The organism is Ornithinimicrobium tianjinense (genome assembly GCF_014636495.1).
Classification (GTDB): Bacteria; Actinomycetota; Actinomycetes; order Actinomycetales; family Dermatophilaceae; genus Ornithinicoccus; species Ornithinicoccus tianjinensis.
In genome coordinates this window covers 247,860-260,105 of sequence record NZ_BMEM01000004.1, presented here as the reverse complement: position 1 = coordinate 260,105, position 12,246 = coordinate 247,860, and the positions used below count along the sequence as shown (strand labels likewise).

9 protein-coding genes and 1 pseudogene are annotated in these 12,246 nt (G+C 73.8%); 8 read left to right on the top strand and 2 right to left on the bottom strand.

Annotated features, from left to right (window positions below; all coding sequences use genetic code 11):
- Positions 1-17: 17 nt before the first annotated feature.
- Positions 18-278 (bottom strand): annotated as a pseudogene (locus tag IEV65_RS15850) (formate/nitrite transporter family protein); the annotation flags it as partial.
- Positions 279-439: 161 nt separating this feature from the next.
- Between IEV65_RS15850 and IEV65_RS12790 the strand changes: the two are divergent.
- The gene (locus IEV65_RS12790) at positions 440-1,225 is read left to right on the top strand and encodes a DUF5995 family protein (protein WP_229735249.1); all 786 of its coding nucleotides are present in this window, start codon (positions 440-442) and stop codon (positions 1,223-1,225) included.
- 15 nt (positions 1,226-1,240) lie between these two features.
- Here IEV65_RS12790 and metH read toward each other — a convergent pair whose 3' ends face one another.
- Entirely contained in the window at positions 1,241-4,972 is a 3,732-nt protein-coding gene (metH, locus tag IEV65_RS12785) for a methionine synthase (RefSeq protein ID WP_229735248.1), read from the bottom strand.
- Between the two features lie 80 nt (positions 4,973-5,052).
- Here metH and IEV65_RS12780 point away from each other — a divergent pair, with 80 nt between their 5' ends.
- The 7 genes from IEV65_RS12780 (at position 5,053) to IEV65_RS12750 (ending at position 12,169) form a co-directional block, all read left to right on the top strand.
- Complete coding sequence (locus IEV65_RS12780; RefSeq protein WP_229735247.1) at positions 5,053-5,589, top strand: SigE family RNA polymerase sigma factor; 537 nt, start codon at positions 5,053-5,055, stop codon at positions 5,587-5,589.
- A complete protein-coding gene (locus IEV65_RS12775) occupies positions 5,586-6,503 on the top strand; it encodes a hypothetical protein (protein ID WP_188431373.1) in 918 nt (305 codons plus the stop codon). The genes IEV65_RS12780 and IEV65_RS12775 overlap by 4 nt, the downstream gene beginning before the upstream one ends.
- 1 nt (position 6,504) lies before the next feature.
- Complete coding sequence (locus tag IEV65_RS12770; RefSeq protein ID WP_188431372.1) at positions 6,505-6,711, top strand: hypothetical protein; 207 nt, start codon at positions 6,505-6,507, stop codon at positions 6,709-6,711.
- A 138-nt stretch (positions 6,712-6,849) separates the two neighbouring features.
- Complete coding sequence (locus IEV65_RS12765) at positions 6,850-7,134, top strand: Fe-S cluster assembly protein HesB (RefSeq protein ID WP_188431370.1); 285 nt, start codon at positions 6,850-6,852, stop codon at positions 7,132-7,134.
- 153 nt (positions 7,135-7,287) lie between these two features.
- Positions 7,288-9,762, top strand: coding sequence for a malto-oligosyltrehalose synthase (treY, locus tag IEV65_RS12760; RefSeq protein ID WP_188431368.1), 2,475 nt, complete (start codon positions 7,288-7,290; stop codon positions 9,760-9,762).
- On the top strand, positions 9,759-11,549 hold the full coding sequence (gene treZ / locus IEV65_RS12755) for a malto-oligosyltrehalose trehalohydrolase (RefSeq protein WP_229735246.1): 1,791 nt from the start codon (positions 9,759-9,761) through the stop codon (positions 11,547-11,549). Before treY ends, treZ begins: the two co-directional genes overlap by 4 nt.
- Positions 11,546-12,169, top strand: coding sequence for a hypothetical protein (locus IEV65_RS12750; RefSeq protein ID WP_188431366.1), 624 nt, complete (start codon positions 11,546-11,548; stop codon positions 12,167-12,169). The genes treZ and IEV65_RS12750 overlap by 4 nt, the downstream gene beginning before the upstream one ends.
- The last annotated feature ends 77 nt before the right edge of the window (positions 12,170-12,246 follow it).

The window sequence follows — 12,246 nt, the reverse complement described above, 5'->3', positions numbered from 1 at the left end:
CAGGTGATGCGGCCGCTCGCGCGCGCGGTCAGGGTGAGCGTGGAGCTGGTGAAGAGCTCGGCCCCGGTCAGCACGACCAGCGCCAGCCCCGTGGAGAAGACGAGGCCGCCGATCACCTTGGCCAGCCCGTAGGGCAGCTCGGCGGCGCCGACCTGGCTCGTGGTGAAGAAGACGAAGCCGAGGGCGATGTAGCCGCCCGCGGTCAGTCCGAGCAGGAAAGACCTGAGCGGACCGCCGGTGGCCTTGGCGTAGGCCGCGTCCTCGGCCGCCCGGGCCATCTGGACGGGGCTGAGGATGGTCGTCGACTCGGACATGGGCAACCTCGGGGGCTCAGGGCCGCGCCCGACGTGCGAACCACTACGACAAATAGTAGAAACTCGTCGGTGGTGCCTGCCGTCGCCGGCCTGTGTTCTTCGCCACTCATGGACAAGGCGGCGCGGTGGTGGTCGAATCGGGCATGGGACTGCGCAACCTGCTCGACGTCGTCCGCTCCACCCTGCGGCTGGGCCCACGGCGCGGCGCCGTCGTGCCCGTGCCCCCGCACCAGCTGCCGGACGTCGCGTCGGTGGTGGACGCGCTCCGGCAGCTCCAGGAGGAGCTGGAGCCCGGTGACGGCGTCCGCCAGTTCAACCGCATGTACCTGCAGGTCACGGAGCTTGTCGGGAGCCGGTTGTCCGCCGGCTACTTCGCGGACCCGGAGCTGATGGAACGCCTCGACGTCGTCTTCGCGCAGCTCTACCTGGACGCGGTCGCGTCGGACCGGCAGGGCCGGTCGCTGCCCCAGTGCTGGGAGCCGCTCTTCGAGCGCCGCTCCGTGCCGCTGGCGCCCGTGCAGTTCGCGGTGGCCGGGATGAACGCCCACATCAACCACGATCTCCCGGTGGCCGTGGTGACCGCGTGCGAGCAGCTGGGTCGTGACCCGCGCAGCCGGCGCGTCCGCGAGGACTACGACCGGGTCAACGCCCTCCTGGCGCAGGTGCACGAGGAGGTGAGGCGCTCGTTCGTGCGCAGCCTGCCGGAGGTCGAGGCCGAGCTGAGCCCGCTCCTGACCCTCGTGGGGTCGTGGAGCATCACCCGCGCCCGAGACGCGGCCTGGGTCAACGCGGAGGTGCTGCGGACGCTGAAGGAGGTGCCCGAGCTGCGCGAGGAGTTCCGCGTCAACCTGTGCCGGACCGTGGGGATGGCCAGCCGCACCCTCCTCGTTCTCGTCGCCGAGCCGGTGTGACCGCGGTGACCGGGGTCAGCGCAGCAACGGCCCCAGCCAGCGCTCGGCCTCCTCGACCGACCAGCCCTTGCGCGCGGCATACTCCACGACCTGGTCCTGGTCGATCCTGCCCACGGCGAAGTAGGTCGACTCCGGGTGGCCGATGATCAGCCCGGACACGGCGCTGTTGGGGCGCATAGCGCCGTGCTCGGTCAGCGTGATCCCCGCCGCGCGGTCGGCGTCGAGGAGGCGCCAGAGGGTGAACTTCTCGGTGTGGTCCGGCTGGGCGGGGTAGCCCGGCGCGGGCCGGATGCCGTCGTAGCGCTCCTTGATGAGGTCCTCGACAGGGAGGTCCTCGTCGGGGGCGTAGCCCCACAGCCGGGTGCGCGCCTCCCGGTGCACCCACTCCGCGAATGCCTCGGCCAGCCGGTCGGCCAGCACCTGCACCATGATCGCGCCGTAGTCGTCGTGCTCCTCGTCGCGCAGCCGGGCAGCCAGCTCCTCCGCGCCGTGCACCGACACCGCGAAGGCGCCGACGTGGTCGTCGGCGGGGGCCACGAAGTCCGCGAGCGCGGCATACCCGCCCTGGGAGCGTTCCCGCTGCTGCCGGAGGGTATGCAGCGTGACCGGCTCGCCCTCGACGTCCAGGACGATGTCGTCGCCCTCGCGGTGGGCAGGCCAGAAGCCGACGACGCCGCGCGCCGTGAGCAGGCCCTCGTCGAGGATCCGGCGCAGCCAGCGCTGCCCGTCCTCCCAGGTGGCGCGCGCCTGCTCGCCGACCTTGGGGTCGTCGAGGATGCGGGGGTAGCTGCCACGCAGCTCCCAGGCGGTGAAGAACGGGGTCCAGTCGACGATCTCGACCAGGTCGGCCAGCGGCGGCTCCAGCACCTGGGTGCCCAGCAGCGCCGGCGTGACCGGCACCGGTGCGTCGACGGCCCGGGTCGAGGCGCGGGCGTCCTCGAGGCCGACCAGCCTGACCTCCTTGGCGCCGTGCCGCTCGCGCAGCTCGGCGTAGGTGCCGGCCAGGCGCTCGCGGAGCTTGTCCTCGGCGCCCAGCGCGTCGGCGACCACGCCCACCGCGCGTGAGGCGTCGACGACGTGAACGACCGTGCCCTCGTAGGCCGGGTCGATCTTGACCGCGGTGTGCGCGGCGGAGGTGGTCGCCCCGCCGATGAGCAGCGGCGTCGTCAGGCCGCGCCGCTGCATCTCGGCAGCGAGGGAGACCATCTCGTCCAGGCTGGGCGTGATCAGCCCCGAGACGCCGATGATGTCCGCGCCCAGCTCGTCGGCGCGGGCGAGGATCGTGTCGGCGGGGACCATCACGCCCAGGTCGGTCACCTCGTAGCCGTTGCAGCCCAGCACGACCCCGACGATGTTCTTGCCGATGTCGTGGACGTCGCCCTTGACCGTGGCCATCACGATCCGGCCCTTGTGCGAGCCCGACCCCGCCTCCAGCGCCTCCTTCTCCGCCTCGAGGTAGGGGGTGAGGTGGGCGACGGCCTTCTTCATCACCCGGGCCGACTTCACGACCTGGGGCAGGAACATCTTCCCGGCGCCGAAGAGGTCGCCGACGACGTCCATCCCGGCCATGAGGGGACCCTCGATGACCTGCAGCGGGGAGCCGAGCTCCTGGTAGGCCTCCTCGGCGTCCTCGACGACGAAGGCGTCGAGCCCGTGCACGAGCGCGTGCTTGAGCCGCTCGGTCACCGGGGCGTCGCGCCAGGCCAGCGCCTTGGCGGCCCGCTCGGCGCCGGCTCCCGCCGAGTCGTCGGACTGCTCGGCCTTGATCTCCTCCGCCAGCTCGATGAGGCGCTCGGTCGCGTCGTCGCGCCGGGCCAGGACGACGTCCTCGACCGCCTCGCGGAGGGCGGGCTCGATGTCCTCGTAGATCCCGAGCATGCCGGCGTTGACGATGCCCATGTCCAGGCCCGCACGGATCGCGTGGTAGAGGAAGACGGTGTGCATCGCCTCGCGCACGACGTTGTTGCCGCGGAAGCTGAAGGACACGTTGGAGACGCCGCCGGAGACGAGGGCCCCCGGCAGGTGCTCCTTGATCCAGCGGGTCGCCTCGATGAAGTCCAGGGCGTAGCGGTCGTGCTCGGACATGCCGGTGGCGACGGTCAGGATGTTCGGGTCGAAGATGATGTCGTGGGCCGGGAACGGGTGCGGCAGCGTCTCCGACGGGGTCGTCAGGAGCCGAAAGGCCCTCTCGCACACCTCGATCCGCCGCTCGTAGCTGTCGGCCTGACCGGTCTCGTCGAAGGCCATCACCACGACGGCCGCGCCGTAGCGCCGCACGACGGCGGCCCGGCGCAGGAACTCCGCCTCGCCGTCCTTGAGCGACAGGCTGTTGACCACGCCCTTGCCCTGGATGCAGCGCAGCCCGGCCTCGAGCACCTCCCAGCGTGAGGAGTCGATCATCACCGGCACGCGGGCCACGTCGGGCTCGCCGGCGAGCAGGTTGAGGAAGTGCGTCATCGTCGCCGGCCCGTCGAGCATGCCCTCGTCGACGTTGACGTCCACGAGCTGGGCGCCCGCCTCGACCTGCTGCCGCGCGATCGCGACGGCGGCGTCCCAGTCGTCCTCGCGGACCGCCTTGGCGAACTTGGGCGAGCCGGTGATGTTGGTCCGCTCGCCCACGTTGACGAAGTTGACGTCCGGGCTGAGCGTGAACGCCTCCAGCCCGCTGGTCCGCAGGTATGGCGTGAGCGCGCGGGGCGTGCGCGGTGCCAGACCGTCCACGGCCTGGGCGAAGGCGCGGATGTGGTCGGGGGTGGTGCCGCAGCACCCGCCCACGATGTTGACCAGGCCCTCGGCAGCCATCGAGGCGATGACCTCGGCCATCTCCTCGGGGGTGTCGTCGTAGCCGCCGAAGGCGTTGGGCAGACCGGCGTTGGGGTAGACCGAGACCAGGGCGTCGCTGGCGTCGGAGAGGGCGTGCACGTGCGGGCGCATGGCCTCCGCGCCGAGCGCGCAGTTGATGCCGATGGAGAAGAGGTCGACGTGCTCGGTCGACACCGCGAACGCCTCCGGCGTCTGGCCCGAGAGGGTGCGGCCGGAGGCGTCGGTGATCGTCCCCGAGAGCATGACCGGCACCGGCGCGAGGGGACCGTCGGCGGCGGCCGCGCGGGCCTGCTGCACGTCGGCGATGGCGTGCAGCGCGGCCTTGGCGTTGAGGGTGTCGAAGACCGTCTCGACGAGCAGCAGGTCGGCCCCGCCCTCCAGGAGGGCCGCCGCCTGCACGGCATACGCCTCCCGCAGCTGCTCGTAGGTGACGGTGCGCAGCTCGGGGCGCTCGACGTCGGGGGACAGGCTCGCGGTGCGGTTGGTGGGGCCCATCGAGCCGGCGACCCAGCGCGGGCGGCCGGTCCGCGCGCCGACCTCGTCCGCGACCTGCCGGGCGACCCGCGCGGCCGCGACGTTGAGGTCGTGGACGAGCGCCTCGGTGCCGTAGTCGGCCTGGGCGATCGTGGTGCCGCTGAAGCTGTTGGTCGTGAGGATGTCCGCGCCGGCCTCGAGGTAGGCGCGGTGGACGTCGGCGATGACCTCGGGGCGGGTCAGGCCCAGCAGGTCGAAGTTGCCCTTGAGGGAGGTGTCGTGGTGGGCCTCCCAGGCCGGCCCCTGCCCGTGGAAGTCGTCCTCCGTGAGCTCGACCTGCTGAAGCATCGAGCCGTAGGCCCCGTCCAGGACGAGGATCCTTCGGTCAGCGGCGGCCCGCAGGGGGTGCTGCGCGGGCGATGCTTCGGCGTTCGGGTTCAGGGGCGACACCTGCACACTCTACCGGGGGCGCCGAGCAACGTCGGCGGGGTGCTCGCGCGTCTAGCGGTCATGAGATGGAGGATGAGCCGGTGAGGCTCTTCGGCGGGTCCGGGCGCCAGGCGGAGGCGGAGGCCTACGTCGAGGCGGCGATGCCGCGCCTGGTGGGCCTCGCCTTTGCGTTGACGGGGCACAAGGCGGATGCCGAGGACCTGGTGCAGGACACGCTCGCGCTCGTGGTCACCAAGTGGTCGCGGGTGCGCGAGGCGGAGAACATCGACGCCTACGTCCGCCGCACGATGATCAACACCCTGGCGTCGCGCAAGCGGCGCCGCTCCTCCACCGAGCTGGTCTCGCACGAGACCGTCACCGCGGACTGGTCGGCACCGCCGTCCCCTGCCGCGGACCAGGACAGCGTCGACCGGGCCACCGTGCTCGCCATGGTGCGCGCGCTGCCGGACCGGCAGCGCGCCGTGGTCGCGCTGCGCTACTACGAGGACCTGGCGGACCGGGAGATCGCCCACGCGCTGGGCTGCTCCGAGCAGGCGGTGCGCAGCGCCGCCCACGCGGCCCTGCGCTCGCTGCGGTCCCTGGTCCCCACCCACCTGGGAGAGGAGGCTCAGCGATGAGCTGGCACGACGAGCACGAGGGGTCCCGCGGACCCACGATCGACGACGACCTGCGCGCGGCGCTGGACGGGTCGAGCACCGACTTCGACTACGACGCCCTGATCGCCGGCACCAAGGTGCGCGCCGCCCGGCTGCGGCGCCGCCAGACGGTGGCTCGGGCCGTCACCGCCGCGGTCCTCGCCCCCACCCTGGCGGGAGCGGGCTGGCTGCTGAGCAGCACCCTGGGCCAGCCGGACGCCTCGACGGAGTATGCCGCGCAGCCGACGGACGACGTCTCCGCGACGACCGGGGCAGCACCCACCACCGACGACGTGACCACGACGACCGCCCCCGCACGCGTGGACGGGCCGCCCCACCAGGACCCGGAGGAGCTGCCCGATGCTGTCCTGGAACCGGTGAACCCGGACTGGCCCAACCGCTGGGAGATGCCGGACGTCCGGCCGACCGGGGTCGCCTTCCTCGACGCCCTCGGCGCGCCGCAGAGCTTCGCCCTCTACCCCCGGACCGTGCCCCTCATGCACTTCACGACGGGTGAGGACGGGCGACCTGAGCCGCACAGCGCGGCCAGCTACTACTTCTTCGCCAGCGGCAACGAGGTCTATCAGGACACGGTCGAGATCACCCTCACCGCGTGGGACGACAGCGCCGCCCCGATCGCGGCGCTGCGCGGAGGTGCGCTCTCCGGCACCGTCGTGGAGTGGCCCGGGCGCACCGACGATGACCACCTGCTCGTCGAGGAACGGTTCGGGCAGGGGTGGACGTTCGCCGGCGCCGCCGTCCGGCAGGGCGACTACATCGTCGGGGTGACCGTGCTGGCCGAGACCGCCGAGGAGGCGCGGGCGGCCGCCACGGAGATCGCCGAGAAGTCGGCCGCCAACCTCGCCTACCTCGACCCCGAGAACGCGACGGACTGACGTGGACGCGGCGCTCCTCCGCGCCCTGGAGGACCTGCTGCGGAGGGTCCTCCGGGCGCCCAGCGGGATCGACCTCCGCGCGGTCGCCTCGTCCACCCGGGGCGAGGTGGCCCGGCGGCGGGCCCGGCACCAGGTGCGCCGCGCCGTCCTCCTCGGCCTCGCCGCCGCGCTGGTCCTCCTCGGCTGGTATGCCGCGGGCCGGGCCTGACGTCCGGGCTTGCATCGGGCGCGGGCCTGTCGCAGGGTGGAGGAGTCCGAGGCGCGTGCGCACTTGCCCCGCGAGGTGGTCGTAGGCGTCGAGGTCGGCCCGAGGTCGACCGACCGCACCGAAGACAAGGAGTACTGCATGCTCACCGTGACCGACAACGCCCAGGCGGCCGTCAAGGGCCTCACTGCCGACCAGACCCTGCCCGAGTCCGCCGGTCTGCGCCTGTCGCTGGCCGACGACCCGGGCAAGCTCGAGGTCGCCGTCGTCAGCCAGCCGCAGCCCACCGACCAGGTCGTCGCCGGCAGCGACGCCAACGTCTACGTCGCCGAGGACTGCGCAGAGGTCCTCGAGGACCAGACGCTCGACGCGGGGCAGACGGCCGACGGCATCGGCTTCTCCCTGGTGCCGCAGCACGCGGGCTGAGCCGGGCCCCCTTCCCGACCGGACAGGCGGTGGTGCCGCGGCATCACCGCCTGTCCGGTCGCGCTGTGCCGGGATGCGCCGGGCCGGACATCTCGGCGGGAGACGTCACGACGGACGGAGAAAAGACCGTCCTCCTGCGACACTGGTGCGGACATGAGCCCGACGGAACAGACCGACACCCGACCCCTGACCGCCACCTACCGCATGCAGCTGCACGCAGGCTTCACCTGCGACGACGCCGTGGCGGTCCTGCCCTACGTCGAAGCCCTCGGGGCGAGCCACATCTACCTCTCCCCGGTGCTCACGGCCGTCCCGGGCAGCGAGCACGGCTACGACGTCCTCGACCACACCCGCGTCAACCCCGAGATCGGCGGTCGCGAGGGGCTGGAGCGCCTGGCGGCGGCCGCGCACGAGCGAGGGATGGGGGTCGTCGTCGACATCGTCCCCAACCACATGGCGCTCGTCGCGCCGCTGTGGCGCAACGAGCCGCTCTGGCAGGTGCTGCGCGAGGGCCGACGCTCCCCGCGTGCCCACTGGTTCGACGTCGACTGGGACCACCTGGACGGCCGCTTCGGGCTGCCCGTGCTGGGCCGGCCGCTCGACGAGGCCGTGGCGGCCGGCGAGATCACCGTCGGCACCGGCCGCGAGGACGAGGGCGTCGCCGCCGGTCAGCTGGTCGTCCGCTACTACGAGCACGTCCTGCCGGTCGCGAGCGGCACCGAGCAGCTCGCCGAGCGCCCCGACGGCCTCCACGCGCTCCTCAAGGCCCAGCACTGGCTGCTCGGTCACTGGCAGGACGGCGCCGAGGTCCTCAACTACCGCCGCTTCTTCGAGGTCGACGGGCTGATCGGGGTGCGGGTCGAGGAGACCGACGTCTTCGAGGCCACCCACGCCGAGCTGCTCGACCTGCACCACCACGGGGTCGTCGACGGCTTCCGCGTCGACCACCCCGACGGGCTCGCCGACCCCGAGGGCTACCTCGCGATGCTGCGCGACCGGGTCCGCCCCGACGCGCCGGTCTGGGTCGAGAAGATCCTCGAGGGCCCCGAGCGCCTGCCCGCCACCTGGGAGTGCGAGGGCACCACCGGGTATGACGCGAACGCCGCCGTGCTCGGCGCGCTCGTCGACCCGACCACCGCCGAGGCGGTCAGCACCAGCTGGTTCGCCACCGGCGGCGAGCCGGACCTGGCGGTCGAGGTCGAGCGCTGCAAGCGGCTGGCCGTGGAGGAGCTCCTGCAGCCCGAGGTCGCCCGGCTGGTCCGCCGCGCCCGCGAGGTCCTTCCGCACGCGGACGAGCACCGGCTGCGGGCCGCCCTCGTCGAGCTGCTCGTCGACGTCCACGTCTACCGCGCCTACGTCCGCCCCGGGCACCAGACCGAGGCCGACCCCGAGCTGCTGCGCCCTCTCACCGAGGCGGTCCGGCGCGCCCGCGTGCGCCGACCGGACCTCGACACGGAGCTGGCCGAGCTGGGCGAGGTGCTCAGCCACCCGGACGGCGCGGGCGGCGACCCCGGCGCGGCGTCCGACCTGGCGATCCGCTTCCAGCAGACCACCGGCCCGGTGATGGCCAAGGGCATCGAGGACACCGCCTTCTACCGCTGGCACCGGCTGGTCGCGCTCAACGAGGTGGGGGCCGACCCCGCCGTCGGCGAGCGCCCCGACCAGGCCGTGCAGGCACTGCATACCTGGGCGGCGCACCAGGCGCGGCACTGGCCGCAGGGCATGACCACCCTCTCGACCCACGACACCAAGCGCAGCGAGGACGTCCGGGCCCGGATCCTGGCTGTCGCCGGCGACGCCGACGCCTGGCGCGACATCTCCGCCGCCACGGCCGCTGCCGCCCAGCGCCACGGCGTCGACGCGCCGACGGCCCACCTCCTCTGGCAGACGCTCGTCGGCGCCGGTCGCGTCTCGCCGGACCGGCTGCACGCCTACCTGACCAAGGCGGTCCGCGAGGCCAAGCTGCACACCACGTGGGTCGAGCCGGACGAGGACTACGAGCGCCGGGTGCTCGCGCTCGCCGACGAGATGCTCACCGAGGGCGGGGTCAGCGAGGCCATCGCGGCGGCGCTGCGCGACAACGCCCCGACCGTGCGCACGCTCACCCTGACCCAGAAGCTCGTCCAGCTGACCCTCCCGGGCGTGCCCGACACCTACCAGGCCTCCGGCCTCGTCGACCTCTCGCTGGTCGACCCCGACAACCGTCGCCCGGTCGACTACGAGGAGCGGGTCACGCGGCTGCGCCGGCTGGACGCGGAGGGCTGGCCGCAGGACCTGTCGGACGAGGTCCTCTGGGTGATCTCCCGCGTGCTCCGGCTGCGCACCTGGCTGCCGCAGGCCTACGGGCGTGGCGCGGGCTACGAGCCGCTCGAGGGGGGCGAGCACGTGCTGGGCTTCCTGCGCGGCGGCACGGCGGCGACGCTGACCATCCGGGCGCCGCGTGCCCTGGGCGCCGCCGGCGGCCTCGGCGACACCCGCGTCCGGCTGCCCGCCGACCACTGGCGCGACGCTCTCACCGGCGCCGACCACCACGTGGGGGAGGAGGGTGCGCTCGCGGTCGACGTCTTCGCCCGCGCGCCGGTCGCCCTGCTCGTCCGGGCCCGCGACCTGGAGGAGGGACCGCGGTGACCGAGGGCACCCGCACCTCGCCCGGCCCCCTCACCTTCCGGCTGTGGGCGCCCGACGCGCGCACGGTAGAGCTGCGCCTCGGCGCCGACGGCGCGACCACCGTCCCCATGGTGCGCGGCGACGACGGCTGGTGGGAGGTCACGACCGACCCCGGCGACGGCCGCTACGCCTACTCCCTCGACGGCGGCAGCCCGGTCCCCGACCCCCGCTCGCGCTGGCAGCCCGACGGTGTCCACGCGCCGAGCGCGCTCGTCGACCCGGCCGCGTTCCCCTGGACCGACGCCGGGTGGCGGGGCGTGCCGCTCGAGGACGCCGTGGTCTACGAGCTGCACGTCGGCACCTTCACGCCCGAGCGCACCTTCGACGGGGTCGTCGCGCACCTCGACCACCTCGTCGACCTCGGCGTCACCGTCGTCGAGCTGATGCCGGTCGCCGCGTTCCCCGGCCGCCACGGGTGGGGCTACGACGGTGTCGCCCCGTATGCCGTGCACGCCCCCTACGGCGGCCCGGCCGGGCTGGCGCGGCTCGTCGACGCGGCCCATGCCCACGGCCTGGCCGTCTGGCTCGACGTCGTCCACAACCACCTCGGCCCCAGCGGCAACTACCTGGGCCAGGTGGCGCCCTACTTCACCGACCGCCACCACACGCCGTGGGGCGCCGCCGTCAACCTCGACGGGCCGGGCAGCGACGAGGTGCGGGCCTACCTGCTCGACAACGTCCGCCTGTGGCTCGAGGACTACCACCTCGACGGGCTGCGGCTGGACGCCGTCCACGCGCTGCACGACGAGCGCGCCACCCACCTGCTCGAGGAGATGGCCGCCCTCGCGGACGAGATCGGCGAGCGGACCGGCATACCCCGGACGCTGGTCGCCGAGAGCGACCGCAACGACCCCGCGACGGTGACGCCCCGCGCACCCGGCGGTGCGGGTGGGCTGGGCCTGCACGGGCAGTGGGCCGACGACGTGCACCACGCGCTCCACGTCGCGCTGACCGGAGAGGCGCAGGGCTACTACGCCGACTTCGCCGACCCGCAGGCGCTGCCCAAGGTGCTCGGCACCACGCCGTTCTTCCACGACGGCACCTACTCCACCTTCCGCGGCCGGGTGCACGGGCGCGCGGTGGACCCGTCGACCACCCCCGGCCGGCGGTTCGTCGCCTCGCTCCAGACGCACGACCAGGTCGGCAACCGGGCGACGGGCGACCGGCTCGGGCACGGCATACCCCTGGGGCGGGCGGCCGCGGGCGCGGCGCTCCTGCTCACCTCGCCCTACACACCCATGCTCTTCATGGGGGAGGAGTGGGGCGCCTCGACGCCGTGGCAGTACTTCACCGACCACCAGGAGGAGTGGCTCGCGGAGGCGGTGCGCCAGGGCCGGCAGGCGGAGTTCGCCGAGCACGGCTGGGGCGCGGCCGTCCCCGACCCGCAGGACGAGGGCACCGTCACCGCCTCGACGCTGCGGTGGGAGGAGGTCGCGCGCGAGGGGCACCGCGAGCTGCTCGCCTTCTACCGGCAGCTCATCCACCTGCGCCGGACCGTGCCGGCCCTGCGGTCCGTCGGGCTGGGCGAGGTCGAGGTATGCCGCGGGCCGGGTGCCGCGGTCACCGTCCGGCGCGGCGACGTGCGGGTCGTGGCGGTGCTCGGGGGCGGGAGCAGAGGTGGAGGCCGGGTGGAGGGGGAGCTGCCGGAGGGGGCCGAGGTGCTCGCGCGGTTCGGCGCGGTGCAGCTCGACGGCGGACGTATCGTCGTAGGTCCGGACTCCGTCGTCGTCCTGGGAGGGTGCGCATGAATGAGCAGTCAGGGCGCCGGCCCTTCCACCGACCGACGCTGCGGCCGGGCGAGGTGCTGGAGGAGGTCGCCGGGGGCGTCGACCCGCTCGAGGCGGCCGAGGCCGCGCACCGCACCGCCGAGCTGGTGGTGGGGCGCGGCCGGGACACCGACGACCCGGCGCTCACCGCGCGGCTCGTGGCGCTGGTCAACGAGCTGGGGCTCTCGACGGTGGCGGAGATGTGGGCCGACCGCCCCGCCCGCACGCTGCCGGGCGCGCTGTGGCGCCTCTACCTGCTGCACGAGTGGGTGCAGCGCCAGCCCGACGAGACGGCGCGGCTGTTCGCCGCAGGGGCCGGGCACGCGGAGGTCTACCGGGCGATCGCGGGCGTGGCCGAGCCGCCCCGGCCGGAGACGATGCGGGTGCTGACGGAGGAGATCCTCACCGGCGTCTTCCGCGGCGACCTCGCGGTCGCGCTCGAGCGGGCGGCGGCGTTCTGCCAGGTGATGGCGGTCGGGATGTCCGAGCCGGGGGTCGAGGCGGTGCCGTCGGCGCAGGTGATGCGCGGGGCGCGACTGCGGGACACGGCCGACGACCTCGTGGCCTGCGCGCGGCTGTGGCGGATCGGCGACCTGCACTGAGCGGGTGAGACTCACGTCACACCGGGAACATCCGTCCTGAGCGGCCCGTTGGACCCCAGTGCGTGCCGGGCCGCGGC